Annotated in this window: 15 protein-coding genes; 13 read left to right on the top strand and 2 right to left on the bottom strand. The window is 58.0% G+C overall.

Annotation, left to right across the window (positions count from 1 at the left end):
* Window positions 1-36: 36 nt before the first annotated feature.
* From PSUM_RS23660 to PSUM_RS23615, 10 genes are all read left to right on the top strand, one after another.
* Window positions 37-852: a substrate-binding periplasmic protein gene (locus PSUM_RS23660; protein ID WP_020799968.1), complete on the top strand. Its 816-nt coding sequence runs from the start codon at window positions 37-39 to the stop codon at window positions 850-852.
* Window positions 853-861: 9 nt separating this feature from the next.
* The gene (locus PSUM_RS23655; RefSeq protein ID WP_008060823.1) at window positions 862-1,218 is read left to right on the top strand and encodes a DUF4398 domain-containing protein; all 357 of its coding nucleotides are present in this window, start codon (window positions 862-864) and stop codon (window positions 1,216-1,218) included.
* Complete coding sequence (locus tag PSUM_RS23650) at window positions 1,215-2,027, top strand: OmpA family protein (protein ID WP_020799970.1); 813 nt, start codon at window positions 1,215-1,217, stop codon at window positions 2,025-2,027. Before PSUM_RS23655 ends, PSUM_RS23650 begins: the two co-directional genes overlap by 4 nt.
* A gap of 287 nt (window positions 2,028-2,314) precedes the next feature.
* Window positions 2,315-3,754, top strand: coding sequence for an aminotransferase-like domain-containing protein (locus PSUM_RS23645; protein ID WP_020799971.1), 1,440 nt, complete (start codon window positions 2,315-2,317; stop codon window positions 3,752-3,754).
* 90 nt (window positions 3,755-3,844) lie between these two features.
* Entirely contained in the window at window positions 3,845-4,300 is a 456-nt protein-coding gene (locus PSUM_RS23640) for a hypothetical protein (protein WP_033045320.1), read from the top strand.
* 163 nt (window positions 4,301-4,463) lie between these two features.
* On the top strand, window positions 4,464-4,718 hold the full coding sequence (locus PSUM_RS23635; protein WP_033045318.1) for a YkgJ family cysteine cluster protein: 255 nt from the start codon (window positions 4,464-4,466) through the stop codon (window positions 4,716-4,718).
* 41 nt (window positions 4,719-4,759) lie between these two features.
* On the top strand, window positions 4,760-5,365 hold the full coding sequence (locus PSUM_RS23630) for an START domain-containing protein (RefSeq protein WP_083349635.1): 606 nt from the start codon (window positions 4,760-4,762) through the stop codon (window positions 5,363-5,365).
* A 348-nt stretch (window positions 5,366-5,713) separates the two neighbouring features.
* Entirely contained in the window at window positions 5,714-7,813 is a 2,100-nt protein-coding gene (locus PSUM_RS23625) for an LTA synthase family protein (protein ID WP_020799975.1), read from the top strand.
* 439 nt (window positions 7,814-8,252) lie between these two features.
* Window positions 8,253-12,374 carry a DUF1592 domain-containing protein gene (locus tag PSUM_RS23620; protein ID WP_231989888.1) on the top strand — a complete coding sequence of 1,374 codons (4,122 nt, stop codon included), beginning with the start codon at window positions 8,253-8,255 and terminating at the stop codon, window positions 12,372-12,374.
* Window positions 12,375-12,376: 2 nt separating this feature from the next.
* Window positions 12,377-13,741, top strand: coding sequence for a DUF1552 domain-containing protein (locus PSUM_RS23615; RefSeq protein WP_083349633.1), 1,365 nt, complete (start codon window positions 12,377-12,379; stop codon window positions 13,739-13,741).
* Between the two features lie 84 nt (window positions 13,742-13,825).
* Here the strand turns inward: PSUM_RS23615 and PSUM_RS23610 are convergent, their stop codons facing one another.
* A complete protein-coding gene (locus PSUM_RS23610; protein ID WP_008060837.1) occupies window positions 13,826-13,978 on the bottom strand; it encodes a DUF3309 family protein in 153 nt (50 codons plus the stop codon).
* A 285-nt stretch (window positions 13,979-14,263) separates the two neighbouring features.
* Here PSUM_RS23610 and PSUM_RS23605 point away from each other — a divergent pair, with 285 nt between their 5' ends.
* The 3 genes from PSUM_RS23605 to csrA all read left to right on the top strand — a co-directional run bounded on the left by PSUM_RS23605 (window position 14,264) and on the right by csrA (window position 15,821).
* Window positions 14,264-15,079, top strand: coding sequence for an SDR family oxidoreductase (locus PSUM_RS23605; RefSeq protein ID WP_020799978.1), 816 nt, complete (start codon window positions 14,264-14,266; stop codon window positions 15,077-15,079).
* Window positions 15,080-15,143: 64 nt separating this feature from the next.
* Complete coding sequence (locus tag PSUM_RS23600) at window positions 15,144-15,476, top strand: YnfA family protein (RefSeq protein ID WP_020799980.1); 333 nt, start codon at window positions 15,144-15,146, stop codon at window positions 15,474-15,476.
* Window positions 15,477-15,629: 153 nt separating this feature from the next.
* Window positions 15,630-15,821 (top strand): carbon storage regulator CsrA, encoded by a 192-nt coding sequence (gene csrA / locus PSUM_RS23595; protein ID WP_020799981.1) that lies wholly within the window; start codon window positions 15,630-15,632, stop codon window positions 15,819-15,821.
* Here csrA and PSUM_RS23590 read toward each other — a convergent pair.
* Window positions 15,810-16,037: a YheU family protein gene (locus PSUM_RS23590; RefSeq protein WP_008060849.1), complete on the bottom strand. Its 228-nt coding sequence runs from the start codon at window positions 16,035-16,037 to the stop codon at window positions 15,810-15,812. The genes csrA and PSUM_RS23590 overlap by 12 nt on opposite strands.
* Window positions 16,038-16,045: the final 8 nt, after the last annotated feature.

The following is a 16,045-nucleotide window of genomic DNA, read 5'->3' as shown; positions in this document are numbered from 1 at the left end:
CAGGGATATAAACGGTCTCAACGGGAGTGTGCTGCTATGGATCTGCGTCTCGCGTGGAGTTTTCTAGGTCTGGCGCTATTGCCAGCACTGTCCATTGCCGCTGGCAAATGCGAACGCCTGGTGGTCACCGGCAGCCCGGATGCGCCACCGTACCTGTGGCAAGACCCGCAGGATCCCAAGCACTTGATTGGCGCCAGTGCCGATTTGTTGCAGCAGGTAGCGGGGCAGTTGGGCATCAAGGTCCAGGTGCTCTACGCCGGCAAACGTTCCCAGGCACTGGACGAAGTGCGCAGCGGGCGCATGGACATGCTGGCGGACGCGCCGTTGACAGTTGGCGAGCTGGAATCCCTGGACTACATCCATCCGCCGCTGCTGGAAAACGATTATCTGGTGTGGACCCGCAAGGATTCGTCGCTGGTCTACAACGACGTCCAGGACTTGCACGGTCATCCTGGGGCGTTGTCGGAAAAGTCTCGATTGACCTCGCAATTCGCCACTTTCGCCGAGCAGCAATTGACCCTCACCCGTACGCCAAACCTGACCCAGGCCTTGCAGAAATTGCTCCTGGGGGAGGTAGAGTTTGTCTTGGCAGGGCGCTACTCCGGCATGGCCATGGCGCAGACACTGGGCATGGCCAATGACCTGGTCGCCCGTGTGCAGCCGGTCGACAAACCCGGGCTGTTTCTGGCGCTTTCCCACAACTCCGCCTGCAACGATCCGTGGTTGCGCGGACAGTTGGCCAAAAAGATGACAGAATTGCCCGCGTCCGGACTGACGGAAGCCGTGCTGCAACGCAATATCGAGCTTTGGAATGCGCAGCAGAAGCAACCTGTCAGTACCCCAAAACAGTAGGGATTTTTAGTGAGTATTCGACCTCTTTTCGCTGCCCTGGCCGTTCTGGCTCTGGCGGGTTGTGCAGCCGATCCGGCGCCGAATGAACAAATGCGCCTGACCGCACAGGCCGTCGAGCAAGCCCGTGCCGTGGGTGCCACTGCCGATGAAGTGCCGGAGATGAAACTGGCCGAAGACAAATACAACCGGGCCAAGGGCAGCATGGCTGACCAGTCTTTCAGGAATGCGCGGATGCGCGCCGAGCAGGCCGAGCTGGACGCGCGCCTGGCCGAAGCCCGGGTCCTGACCCTCAAGAGTGAAGAACAGCTGAACGTGCTCAATACCCGCATCGCCCGCCTGCAAAAGCAGTTGGGAGCAGCCCAATGAGCCTCAAGTCCAACATTTTCGGCGCTTTGATCCTGGCAGGAACCGTCAGCCTTGTCGGCTGCGCCGGCCAGCAAGGCGAAGCGGCGCTGCAACAGGCAGGCGCCGACTTCCAGAAGGTCAAGGAAGACTCCAACGTGCTGCGCATCGCCCCCAAGGACGTGATTCGCGCCGGTGAGTCCCTGGCCCGCGCCGACCGTTTGTCCACCTATTGGGGCAGCGGCTCGGATGTGGTGCATTACGCTTACCTGAGCCAGCGCTACAGCGAGATCGCCCGGGAGCACACCAATCAGGTGCTCAATGAAGAGCGCGCCGCCAAGCTCGAGCTGGAACGTCAGCGCCTGCAACTGGCCTTGCGCGAATCCAAGTTGCTCAGCGTGCAGCAGCAGGGCAAATGGCTGGAAGAGCAGATCCTGGCCCTGGCCACCACCCAGACCGACCGTGGCCTGGTGATGACCCTGGGTGATGTGCTGTTCGACACCGGCGAAGCAGAGCTGAAAAACTCGGCCAACCGCGTGGTGCTGAAGATCGTGCAGTTCCTGCAACTCAACCCCAAGCGCGTGGTGCGCATCGAGGGTTACGCCGACAGTACCGGCGGCAAGCAGGAAAACCTCAAGCTGTCCCGCGACCGGGCCCAATCGGTCGCGGATGTGCTGATGGACCTGGGCATCGACGACAAGCGCATCCTGGTTGAAGGGTATGGCGACGAGTATCCGGTTGACGCGAACGCCTCCGAACGGGGGCGGGCACAGAACCGTCGGGTGGAAATTGTGTTTTCCGACGAAAAAGGCCAGCTCGGCGCTGCCCGCTAATGAAATCACGCACTCCGTAGGAGCCGGCTTGCTGGCGATGCCATCACTGCGATTCATCTGAAACACCGCGGTTTTGCCATCGCCAGCAAGCCGGTTCCTACAAAGCCCGGCCTGGCAGACAGCGCCGGGTTTTTTTTCGCCTGCCGATTAGCGCACAAAACAGTACAGTTTTTGCTGACACTGCACTGTACTGTCGACTATTGTGGCAACTGTCCCAGTACACTTCTAAACTGTTCCGGTATTGTTTTACACAAGAATAAAATGCCCGTGAAATCGAGTGCTGCGTCATGACCAACCTCTTGCTCTATCAACGTATTGCTCAGCAACTGGCTGAAGACATCCGCCGAGGTGTCTATCAACCGGGAGAGCGCGTGCCTTCGGTGCGCAAGATGAGTTCGCAGCTCAATGTCAGCCATGCCACGGTGTTGCAGGCGTATGCCAACCTTGAAGACCAGGGGCTGATTCGCGCGCGGCCGCAGTCCGGTTATTACGTGCACCAGACCCCGGCGCTGACTGCGCCGACCCCGGACATCGCCCGTGTCGAACGTCCAGGCCTGGTGACCCGCAGCAGCATCATTCAACAAGTGTTGGTCGAGTCCCGCCGCGAAGGCGTTTTCCCGCTGGGTGCCGCGGTGCCCAGCGTCGACTATTTGCCGGTGCGTGCCCTGCATCAGCAATTGGCCAAGGTCACCCGGTTCCATAGCCCGCGGGCTTTCAGCTACATGTTCAGCCCCGGTTTCGAGCCCTTGCGTCGACAGGTGGCGATCCGCATGCGCGATGCCGGCGTGGTGGTCGATCCTTCTGAGGTGGTGATCACCCACGGCTGCGTCGACGCCTTGCAGATGTCCCTGCGGGTGCTGACCCGGCCCGGTGACCTGATCGCGGCCGAATCGCCGACTTACTACGGTTTGTTGCAATTGGCCGATCTCCTGGGCCTCAAGGTCATCGAAATCCCCAGCGACCCGTCCACTGGCATGAGCCTTGAAGCGCTGCAGTTGGCGGCCAACCAATGGTCGATCAAGGCGCTGGTGCTGACCACGCGCTTGAGCAATCCGTTGGGCGGCACCATGCCTGAAGAGCGGCAGAAGCAGCTGTTGCGCCTGGCGTCGGACTTTGACATCCAGATAGTCGAAGACGATATCTACGGTGAGCTGATGTTTGAGCAAGGTCGCACCAAATCGCTCAAGGCCTATGATCGGCTGGATCGGGTGATTTATTGCTCGAGCTTCTCCAAGACCCTGTCGCCAGGGGTGCGGATCGGCTGGATGATTGCCGGCAAGTACCAGCAGGAGATCCAGCGCTTGCAGACCTTCAGTACCCATTCGGCCTGCAGCGTCACGCAGATGGGCATTGCCGCCTATCTGGAAAATGGTGGTTACGACCGCCATTTGCGTTACATCCGCCAGGAGTACCGCAAGAACCTCAGCGCTTTCCAACTGGCGGTGCAGCAGTATTTCCCCGAAGGCACGCAGATGACCCGGCCAACCGGCGGTTTCATTTTGTGGGTGAGCCTGCCAGGACGGGTCAATACCCAGGAGCTGCATGTGCGAGCGTTGCAGCAGGGCATCAGTATCGCGCCGGGGCTGATTTTCAGTAACACCGAGCAGTTCAATCACTGCATTCGGCTCAACTGCGGCATCCCGTGGAACCGCGAAGCCGAACGTGCGTTGATGACCCTGGGCATGCTTGCCACCCAGCTCTGCCAGGAGATGGCCGGGGGCTTTTGACCGGGCGGTCTCCGTCCGTGCTTGTCACGGGGCGCGCAACAGGGGAGCATAGACACCTCTGTCGTTTTCGCCGTTTGCATCGTTGGGTACATGAAGCCGATTTTTCCTGCCGTCTGGCTGTTGATCTGCCTGTTAGTGAGTGTTCAGCCGGCGTCCGTCAAGGCCGAGTCCGTGCAGGCAAAGCCCGCCGCCAGCGATGCCAAGGCAACCCCGAAAAAAACTGCACCGGTCAAAAAGCCAACCACGGTAAAAAAACGCCCACCGAATGCCGCCAAGTCAAAACCGGCCAGTGCGGTGGTGAAAACCCCGGTACCTTCAGCCAACCTCGATTTGAGCCTGCCCAAGGACATGGTCGAGGAGCTGAAACCGGTCGGTACCGTTCCATTGCCCAAGCGTGAACCGGTGCTGCCGCAAATGTTCGGCGACAAAAGCAGCCAGTTCCAGCTCAATGGCAGGCTGATCAACAACGAAATGCAGTTGCAAATGCGTAACGAAGAGCGTCATGAAGTCGAAGGCGCCGCCCTGGAATTCGAGTTCAAGCGGTAAATCCCGCCTTTGGCTGACCTGCCAGCAGACAGCTGGTCGGAGACTGGCCGGTCACGCCCGTTTGCAGGTAAATACCCAGGCAAGGGTAATTTAAAACAACTGTTTTAGCGGTTACTCTGTGCCCGTCCTTTAATACATTGCTCGTCGCGAGGAGCTTTTCGTCATGAAATGCCGTGAGGGCTGTGGCGCCTGCTGCATTGCCCCTTCCATCAGTTCACCGATTCCCGGTATGCCCCATGGCAAAGCCGCCGGGGAACGTTGCCTGCAACTGTCTGCCGAAAACCTGTGCAAGATTTTCGGTAAACCCGAGCGCCCGGCGGTGTGTTCGGCGTTCGAGGCTGACATTGAGGTGTGTGGCAACAGCAGCGAAGAAGCTATCCGGTTGATTGGCTGGTGGGAGCAGATGACCGCCGCGTGATGTGTTTACAGAACGGAACTTCAACAATAAGGAATAAGATTATGGGTTCGCTGCATCGTATCGCTGTGTTGTGTGGTTTGACGGCTGTTCTGGCCACTTCAATTGCCCAGGCCGAAGACTGGAAAGTCGCCAGGAACGAAGACGGCATCAAGATCTCCCTGAGTGAAGTGGCCGGCTCCGACTACAAGGCCTATCAGGGCGTCACCCTGATGAAGACCACCGTGGCCAAGCTGCGCGCCCTGCAGGAAGACGTGGTCGGTGCCTGCGCCTGGATTCACGAGTGCAAGACCCAGAAGTTGCTCAAGCAGGAAAGCGATCAGAACTGGACCTACACCCAGTTCAATACGCCATGGCCGGTCACACCGCGAGATTCGGTGCTGCATATCACCACGATCGCAGGCGCCGATGGCAGCCTGACGCGCAAGCTCGAGGGCGTGCCCAAATACCTTCCTGAAGAAAAGGGCTTTGTCCGGGTCGCCAAGGTCGATGGTTTCTGGAAGTTCGTACCCAAGGGCGATCAGGTTGAAGTGACCTATCAGGTGCATACCGAGCCCGGTGGTAGCGTGCCATCGATGGTGGCCAACAAGTTTGTGGTGGATGCGCCATTCAATACCTTGAAGAACCTGAAGGCTCTGGCCGAGAAATAAAAGCGGGTGCCACCTGTTCCTTGTAGGAGCGAGCATGCTCGCGAAAAACGCCAGGACAACCCGGGCATGCAGACAACCCGCGTAATCGTTGACGTCCATCGCGAGCGTGCTCGCTCCTACAGAAGCCTTTATTGTGTTACCTAATATTCGCTGTACAAAATTTTCACAAAGCCTCCAAGACAATTCCCCCCCGCGCGGCCATCGACGAACAGTAATCAATGGCAATGCCGCGATTGATCGTGCAACATTTGCGCACCGCGCGAACCCCGGGGCCGAGTACTGGCCAACAGAGGGCAGGGCGCAGCTGTATTTTTGAAACTTCAACTTCCAATGGGTCCTAAAAACGACATGGCTATTCCGGACGCCCTGAGTCAGAAGCGAGCATCGAGTCGCTTGCTGCAACCGACCGTCAAATCGCATCTGGCCTACACACTGTTGTGCGCCCTGGTCATGATGGTGATGTTTTCCGTGCTGCGCCTCGCGCTGCTCGTCTACAACCGCGAAATGATCCTCGACACACCGGCCGCGACCTTTTTCGAAGCATTCGCCAATGGCTTGCGTTTCGACCTGCGCCTGGTGGTCTACCTCAGCGTTCCGCTGGTGCTGGCGCTGTTCAGTGCCCGGGCCATGGCGGCGCGGGGGATCTTCCGTCTCTGGCTGACGGTGACCGCCAGCATCGCGCTGTTCCTGGGCCTGATGGAGATGGACTTCTACCGTGAATTCCACCAGCGCCTCAACGGGCTGGTCTTCCAGTATGTGAAGGAAGACCCGAAAACCGTGATGAGCATGCTCTGGTACGGTTTTCCGGTGGTCCGCTACCTGCTGGCCTGGGCCTTGGGTACCTGGATCCTGAGCCTCGCCTTCAAGGGTGCCGACCGTGCCACGCGTCCTCGTGGACCTTTCAGCGGTGGTAGCATTGGCACTCGGCAGGTTGCCCCCTGGTACGCGCGCGCCATGGTGTTCGTGGTGTGCCTGTTGATCTGCGTTGTCGCGGCCCGCGGAACCTTGCGTCAAGGCCCGCCAATGCGTTGGGGTGATGTCTACACCACCGATTCCAACTTCGCCAACCAGCTGGGCCTCAACGGTACCCTGTCCCTGGTGGCTGCCGCGAAGAGCCGGATGTCTGAAGATCGCGACAACATCTGGAAAGCCACGTTGCCACAACCGATGGCTCAGCAGACTGTACGCGACCTGTTGGTCATGAAGGACGACAAATTGGTGGATGGCGAGACCGCAGCAGTGCGTCGCGACTACACGCCACCCGTCGACAAGACCCTGCCGATCAAGAACGTCGTCGTGATCCTGATGGAAAGCATGGCCGGTCACTCGGTAGGCGCACTGGGCGCACCGGGCAACATCACGCCGTACCTCGACAAGCTGTCGAAGGAAGGCCTGCTGTTCGACCGTTTCTTCTCCAACGGTACCCACACCCACCAGGGCATGTTCGCCACCATGGCTTGCTTCCCGAACCTGCCGGGTTTCGAATACCTGATGCAGACCCCGGAAGGCAGCCACAAACTGTCTGGCCTTCCGCAGTTGCTCAGCGCCCGTCACTACGACGATGTGTATGTCTACAACGGCGATTTCGCCTGGGACAACCAGTCGGGTTTCTTCAGTAACCAGGGCATGACCAATTTCATCGGTCGCAACGACTTCGTTAACCCGGTGTTCTCCGACCCGACCTGGGGTGTGTCCGACCAGGATATGTTCGACCGTGGCCTGGTGGAACTCAAGGCTCGCGACGGCAAGGACAAGAAACCTTTCTATGCCTTGCTGCAAACCTTGTCCAACCACACGCCCTATGCGTTGCCGACCCCATTGCCGGTCGAACGCGTCACCGATCGTGGCAGCCTGAACGAGCATTTGACCGCCATGCGCTATTCGGATTGGGCGCTGGGTCAGTTCTTCGAGAAGGCGCGTAATGAGCCTTACTTCAAGGAGACCCTGTTCGTCATCGTTGGCGACCACGGCTTCGGTAACGAACGTCAGATCACCGAAATGGACCTGGGCCGTTTCAATGTACCGATGTTGATGATCGCACCGGGCATCCAGGAGAAATTTGGCACGCTCGACCACACCGTGGGCACTCAAGTCGACATCGTGCCGACCATCATGGGCCGCATCGGTGGTGAAGTGCGTCATCAGTGCTGGGGTCGTGACTTGCTCAACCTGCCAGAAGGCGACACCGGTTTCGGTGTGATCAAACCGTCGGGCAGCGAGCAGACCACTGCGATCATCACCGCGGACCAGATCCTGGTATTGCCGAAGGACAAGGACATGGCGCCGAAGATGTACCAGTACGAACTGGGCGCTACGCCTCGGGCGGAAGTGATTCCGGATGCTCCGCGCACCGCCGAGATGAAGCTCAAGCTCGAAGCGTTCCTGCAAACGGCGACCAAGAGTCTGATCGACAACACCGCTGGTGTGGTCGACGGCGTACCTGACTGAGTATTCAGTTAGGCTTTGCTGCCTGACCTTGGGCTACAAAAAATCCGATGCCTGCACAGGCATCGGATTTTTTTATGCTCGCCGTAAGGCGCTGTGCCGCACCCAAGGGGAAAACCTGTCAACTTTGACAGTAGACACCTCGGGGGTTTGGGAATCTTATACAGGTGCTTCGAGTACCTGACCCAACGTTTGCAACCGCGACGTTGAGAGCGGGCAGCGTTGCAAGGATGATGTCTGCCTGTTCCTGTCTCTATGGCGTTCATGCCATGTTTTGGCCATGCAGTGGAACCGCGCTGGAAGACATTTCAATAGAAATGCCGGGGTTGGCTTAGGCGCTTTTTCGGCCTGCCACTTCGGTTCAGGTGGTTCGCCGCAGGACACTGAATTAACAGATTTGTCCGAGGGGTTGAACACTTGGCTGACGAGTGAGGCTCGCTTCATGAATAAGTCTGTCGGTGTGCTTCGTTTGCTGTGGTTCGTGGGGTTTGCGGCGCTCGCCGCTGTCGTCGCTTTAGTGGTGTACACCCGATCGTCGGAGTCAGCTCCATCACCTCAGTCCTGTACAGCGCCTGCTTATGAAAAGGGCGCGCTCTACGAACAGGGGCAGCAGGTTCAGCATGCCGGCCAGCTATTGGAATGCTGGAAAGATGACGAGGCCCCACTTGGCGTCGGCAGTTGGCAGTGGTGCAAGCTGCCGGTCTATGAGCCATTGGTTGTCGGCGGTCCGTGGAAAGACGCATGGAAAGAACTTGGTGACTGTGGTGGCTTCGAGGGCAATCGCCTGACGCTGAGCTTCTCCACCCTCAGCGGCAAAGCCCCTCTGAAACCGGCGGTGCCAGGTGTTGCTCGCGCAGATCAGACGGTCACCGGGACGTTGCGTTGCAAGGCCGAAGAGATTGCGATCAGCGCAAAGGCCAACGAAACGATTCACCTCGATAATCTAAAAGCTTGCGACTACCAGCTTGTAATGAACAGCGCTGATGGATACATCCCGCTGAACACCCCGCGCATTGTTTCATTCACGCAGGCGCAAGGGGCGGAGCAAACCGTGGCGGTGAAGTATCGGCCTCCGGTTGAGGTGAGCAAGCTCAATGGCTTGCCGGGGATAAAAATCGAGTTGTTTGCCCAGGGCCTTATCCAGCCCAGGCAGATGGCCATGGGCAAGAACGTCCTGTATGTCGGCTCCAGTGCCATCCCGTCGTACGTCTATGACGGAAAAATCGGCGACATGATCTACGCGTTGCCGCTGGACGGGGCGGGTAAACCGACGGGCATTCATGTCATTGCCACGGGCCTGGAAGAGCCTCACGGCGTGGCATACCGCGACGGTGATCTGTATTACTCGACCACAGGTGGTCTGTATCGCTTGCGTAACGCGGACGATCATTACAAAGACCCGAAACCCGAGTTGGTTTTCAATTTTCCGGCAGACGGCAAGCTGTTTCCCTTGCCCCCGCTGTCGTCCGGCTCGAAGACTCGCATCTGGCACATGAAACACCCCTTGCGCTTCAACCCAGTCGATCCGTCGGACAAGTGGCTTTATACGGCGGTCGGCACTCCGTGCAACCTATGCATGATTCTCGCCGACAAGCGCTATGGGACGGTCTTGCGGTACTCCCTGGAGACGGGGGAGTCGGAGATCCTGGCCATGGGGGTGCGTAACTCTGTGGGCTTCGACTGGAATCCCAAGGACGGCAAAATCTGGTTCAGCGACAACAATCGCCAAGGCTTCCCCAACCCTGACGAGGTCAACGTCATCCGGGGCCCCGGGTTGCATTTCGGTGTGCCTTATCGGTTTGGCAGGGACACGCCCGGTTTCACTCAAGAGGAGTACCAGAACCCGGGCGTGATCCAGCCGCCGCTGGTGCCCGGTGCCATTGTGTCCGACAAGTCGCTCGAGCAGATCCACCCCGCTGACTATGTGCCGGCCGCTTTTGAGTCGGGTACCAACACTGCACCGCTCGGCGTCAAGTTCTGGTCAGGTTACCCGGCTGCGGCGGGTACCCAACGTTTGCTGGTGGCCGTGCATGGTGCCGGTTCCACCGCCCGCCCGGGCATGGACATACAAATGCTGACCATCCAGGGCGGTACGCGCGTGGTCAACCAGATCCCGCTGATCAATGGATTTGTGCAGGACCCGGATCGATTTGATGTCTATTGCCTGGACAACTCTTGCATTGGTCGTCCCGTCGAGTTTCTTGAACTGGCGGATGGCAGCCTGCTGATCAGCGACGACGTCGCCGGGGTCATCTATCGCGTGCGCTATGACGCAACCGGGCTGCCGGAGACAGAACTGGCCCTGCGTCCAATGCTGTCACCCCCCGGCCTGGAAGACGAAATGATCAGTGGCTACCTGATTGCCCCCGACGGCAATAGCCGACTGGTGCAACTGTCATGGGATCCGTTAAACAATGAGTCCGCACTGGTTCTCAAAGGGCTGGCGTATGGTGAGTATCAGTTGCGCCTCAATGATGTGAAAAAATGGATTCCTCTGGTGCGCAACACCTCGTTCACGCTATCGCCAACCAACAAGAGTCAGGCCATCAACCTGCGATACCGCGAACGGCCGATCAAGCTAGCGGTCGAGATCACGATCAACGCGCCGAGCAAGCCTGCTTCTGTCACCGATGACCAATGGCGCATCAGTCTGGTTAACGAGGATCAGAGTCATGCTGAGCCGCTGCTCATACAGATTCCGTGGGGGGCAAGCACGACGCGTAACCTCGACTATGGCAAGTACAAGGTGATCTACCCGTTTTACTCCAAGGAAAAACCGGAGCCGGAACTGGAGCCGGTGGTGATTGATGAGTCCAGCGAGGACCGGCAGCTACCCCTCATCGCCTATCGACATGTCGAGAACCTGGGCGAGTCGGTCCTGGCGGGGGCCTGTACCAAGTGCCATTCCGTCGAGTATTTCGACAGCGCGAGCAAGGCCTTGCTCTGGAGCGTGGCGGGTCGGGAAGCGTTGGTCAAACAGATCAAGAGCATGCCGGTTTCGGGGCACTGCGACACCACCTGTGCGACCGAAATCAGCAACCAGTTGTTCGACGTCATCTGGAAACCCTACCTGGACCATGGCGAGACCTATGGTGCGCGGCAGTTGCGATTGCTCACGCCCAGTGAGTATGCCGCCAGCATCTGGGACATCCTGGGGGTCGAGGTCAATCCCGAGAAACTACCGGCCGACAAGTCGGAAAAAGATTTCAAATACCCAGGGGAAGCGAGCAAGGGCATTCTGCAGGCCGAGGACGTCAAGCTGTATTACGACATGGCGTTGTCGGTGGCAGAGAAGGTGGCACCTGCGCGCTTGAGTGCGCTGGCAACCTCTCGCACAGGCACCGACCTGGTCACTTCCCTGGGCTATCAGATGTTCCGTCGTCCCGTGACTGATGCCGAGCGTTTGCGGTATCAGAAAATACACGATGAGCAAGGGGCCCCGGCTGTGATTGCGGCTCTATTGATGTCGCCGCATTTTCTCTATCGCTCGGAGCTGGGGGTGGAGTCAGCCAGGGCAAGCAAGGTGTATAAGCTCACGCCGTTCGAGCTGGTAACAGCACTTTCTTACGGGTTCCTGGGCACGACACCGGATGTTGAACTGTTGGCCAAGGCGCAGCGCAATGAACTGCAGACTTCACAACAGATCTCCGCCGAAATTCAGCGGATGATGCAAACGGACCGCGGCATCGAGCAGTTCAACCGCTTCGTCAGCTACTACATCAAAACCGCACGCGGCGTTCAGGAAAAGCCGGGGCTGACCAAGCCAATGATTGCGCTCATGGCACAGGAGCAATACCTGCTGAGCAAAAGCATGCTGCTCGATTCAGGCACCCTGGATAAGTTGTTCAACCCCGGTTACACCTATCTGAATCAGGACCTGGCTGCGCATTATGGCATCAGCGGTGTCGCGGGCAGCACGATGCAAAAAGTCGCGGTGGACGACAAACGGGGCGGGTTGTTGCACCTGGGGCTGACTCAGGCAGCCACGTCGGATTTCGAGACCACCTCACTGGTCAAGCGTGGAATCATGATTCGCGAGCAGATGTTCTGTCGTGAGTTCGGTGCACCGGTTGAGCCAGACCCTACAGGTCCGGTTTTTCCTGCTCAGCCCATCACCACCCGTGAACGCTGGGATCTGGTCAACGGTGAGCAAGCGTCAGGAGGGCGCTGCTGGCAATGTCACCAATTCATGAATGACACCGGCGCCGCGATGGAGCATTACGATGCAGCTGGCCGTTATCGTACCCAGGAAAAAGCCTACAACTTTGACCAATATCCTCAGATGTTGCCGATCAAGGCATCCGGTCCCTTTTTAACTTCGACCGGCTCAGAGACGATCAATGACGTTCGCGGTATCGCCAAAATCGTACCCCGCCATCCCGCCTCCCAGTTCTGTATGGCCGACAGTTATTTCCGGTTTGTGTTCGGCAGCAAATCGGACGCATCGACGTCGGGAGTCGTAAAGGCAATTGCCGATGGCTTGAAAAAATCCGGCTCCCTGGAAGAGATGTTGCGAACCCTGGGGACTTCCAACGCGTTCATCTACAAAACCGAGAGGAACTGATCATGGACATCTTGAAAAGTCGCCGGCGTTTTCTCGCGGGATTGGTTGCGGCAGGTGTCTATGGTCCATTGACCCAATTCGGTTTGACGCGCATGGCATTGGCGGGGCAATCCGAGCAACCCTTGTTGAAGGTCGTGATTGTAGTAATACCCGACGGAACGGCAGTGGACTCCTATCAGGGTGGACCGTTTGGCGATGGGCGCGGTTTGTGGCATCCCACTGCACAGGGGATGGATACCACGGCTTTTACATTGAATGAAGTCAGTAAAGAGCTGGAGGCTTATCGCAACCAATCGTTGTACCTGCGCGGGATTATCTCGGGGCCAGGTAACTCGGGCCATAACAACTGGAACTATATATTGCGTGATAGCGCACAGAGTCAGTCATCAATCGACGTCCTCTTGGGAAATGCACTGCCGGGTAATGAACCCTCGCATCGCAGCTTGTTTGCCGGGCCCCACGCAGGGATCGACGGTACGCCCTGGTTCGTGTCGTTTCAGGGCAAAGCGATTCGCACGCCCTACCGCGACCCCATGCTGATGGCTGAATCGCTGTTCAAGACGCCTGCTCAAGCTCGGCGCGCACTGGAGCCTGGAGCTGGAAAACTGTTAGAGGCATCCCTGGCGGATATCCAGGACATCAAAAACCGGCTCTCCCCCGGCCAGAGGCAAAAGCTTGATACCCATCTGGATTCAGTAGAGCAGGTCATCAAGGACCTTGAGGAAGCGCGGCCGCCCGTGGGGGGATGCGAGCCTGTGATGCTCGAGCCCCTGGATTACCAGTCGGCGGAGCACCGCACACGCATACAGGCCGACCACCATAAAGTGGTGGCCACCGCCTTGAGTTGCGGGATTACCCGCGTTGCGACCGTTCAGATCGGACGCTCGGCGGAGTCACTCAATATCATTGATGTCAGTCGCGACAAAAATCCCCATGATTGCGCTCACCGTTACGCCGGGGAAGCAGTCTGGAGAGGAACACGGCAATGGTATGTCCGGCAGGTCAGGGAATTGATGGATGAACTGTCCAGGCATGCAGACCCGGACATGCCCGGTCACAACTTGCTCGAATCTGTCCTGGTCATTGTCACCAGCGAAATGGCTGATGGAGCCCCCGAGCACTCGATTGATATGCCGCTGGTCATGATGGGCGGCGCGTGCGGATTGTTGAAAAGCGGGGAGGGCGCAGGACGGTACCTGAATATCACGACGCAAGCCGATAAGTCGCATCACACGGGGAACCCGGTTATCGGCAAGAACTTCGTCGACATGCAGCGGATCTGGGCAACCGTTGCCAAGGCCGCAGGAACCAGCGTGCCTTATGCAGGCAATGTTGATCCTGTCAGTGGAATTTTCACTAACGTGTGACGCAAACTTTGGAAAAAACGATGCCAGTCAGTTTTATCTGACTGGCATCGAAATTTCTGCAGCCTTTATTGGCTACTCAGAACTTCATATCTTCCCGAGTAACAACAGGATCAATATCACCACCAACACCACGCCGATGATACCGGACGGTCCATAACCCCAACTTCTGGAGTGTGGGAAGACCGGTAGACCACCGATCAGTAACAGGATCAGAATGATCAGAAGTATTGTGCCCATATCTGTTTCCTTGCTGTAAGTATTCAGGAATGACCTAGCCGTTATCAGTCAGCGGGAACGTCATTTATTCGAGCTGCTTAAAAAATCCGACCGCGGTGCAGGGCAAAAAATTCCAAGTTTTTTGCGGTTTTTCAAATCATCTACCGATAAATCTGTTGCCGCGTTAGTTGGTTGAGCCACGATTGCGGTTTGCTCGGGGCATTCAGCAATCTGATAGAGCGTGGGGCGGCCAATTTCCTTCGCTACACTCGACGCATCTTCCCCGGAACAACAAGGCTGTTTGCTATGCAAAATCGCATGATGATCACTGGCGCGGGCTCCGGCCTGGGTCGCGAAATCGCGTTGCGCTGGGCGCGCGAAGGCTGGCAGTTGGCCTTGTCGGACGTCAGCGAACCAGGTCTGCAGGAAACCTTGAAACAGGTGCGCGAAGCCGGTGGTGACGGTTTTATCCAGCGTTGCGATGTGCGTGATTACAGCCAACTGACCGCGTTTGCCCAGGCCTGCGAATCGAAGTTCGGTGGTATCGATATCATCGTCAACAACGCGGGGGTTGCCTCTGGCGGATTCTTCAGCGAACTGTCCCTGGAAGACTGGGACTGGCAGATCGCAATCAACCTCATGGGTGTGGTCAAGGGCTGCAAGGCCTTCCTGCCGTTGCTGGAGAAGAGCAAGGGCAAGATCATCAACATCGCCTCGATGGCGGCGTTGATGCAGGGGCCGGCCATGAGCAACTACAACGTGGCCAAGGCCGGCGTGGTGGCGTTGTCCGAAAGCCTGCTGATTGAACTCGCGCATCAGGAAGTCGGCGTGCATGTGGTTTGCCCGTCGTTTTTCCAGACCAATCTGCTGGACTCCTTCCGCGGCCCGACGCCGGCCATGAAAGCCCAGGTTGGCAAGTTGCTGGAAAGCTCGCCCATCAGTGCCACCGATATTGCCGATTACATCTTTCAGCAGGTCGCTGTCGGCGAGTTCATGATCCTGCCCCACGAACAGGGCCGCCAGGCCTGGGCGCTCAAGCAGAAGAACCCGCAACTGCTCTACAACGAAATGACCCTGATGGCCGACAAGATGCGCGCCAAGGCCAAGCAATCCGCAAACTGAACTTGCCCGCACACGACAGCCTCGTTAGGGTGGCCGCCATCGGCCATCCTCGCGAGACGTTCGCATGCTCAATTACCTGTGGTTTTTCCTCGCCGCGTTGTTCGAAATCGCCGGTTGCTTCGCCTTCTGGATGTGGCTGCGCCAGGGTAAAAGTGCCTTGTGGGTGGTGCCAGCGTTACTCAGCCTGACGTTGTTCGCGTTGTTGCTGACGCGCATCGAGGCGACTTATGCAGGCCGTGCCTATGCCGCTTACGGCGGTATCTACATCATTGCTTCGATTGGTTGGCTGGCGGTGGTCGAGCGGATTCGTCCACTGGGTTCCGACTGGCTAGGCGTGGCACTGTGCGTGATCGGGGCAAGCGTTATCCTGTTTGGCCCGCGCTTCTCGGCCTCCTGACGTAGCGGCCCTTGATTAAGGCGGCGTGTCAGGCATTTCCTTCAGCAAGGCAGCCGCGTGGCTGTAGGTTTGGTCTGGATTACCGTGGCTGTCTTGTAGGCCCGTCGTGCACCGGGCATCTTCAAGGCCCGGTAACCCTGAAGGACCAAAGCCATGCTTGTACTAAGTCGTGTAGTCGGCGAGATGATTTCCATCGGTGACACCATTTCAGTGCGCATTATTGCCGTCAATGGCGGTAACGTGCGCTTCGGCATCGAAGCCCCGAACCATGTCAATGTGCACCGCAGCGAGATCTACGAGCGAATCCAGCGCAAGCTTTCGCGAGACAAAAAATCAGTCGAATAAATGCTTGGGCACGTCATGCTTGAGCATCAGCTGGCACTGCTCGCTCTCCGGATCGAAGACAATCAGGGCCTGGCCCTTGATCAATGCCTGGCGAACACGCAATACACGGGTCTCCAGCGGCGTGTCATCGCCATTGTCGGTGCCGTCTCGGGTCACGAAATCTTCGATCAGGCGGGTCAGGGTATCGACTTCAAGTTGGTCGTGTGGAATCAGCATAGGTACCT

It is taken from the genome of Pseudomonas umsongensis, from assembly GCF_002236105.1.
GTDB classification, from domain to species: Bacteria; Pseudomonadota; Gammaproteobacteria; order Pseudomonadales; family Pseudomonadaceae; genus Aquipseudomonas; species Aquipseudomonas umsongensis.
Note: the sequence above shows the minus strand (reverse complement) of the source record. Positions and strands in the feature narration are given on the sequence as shown.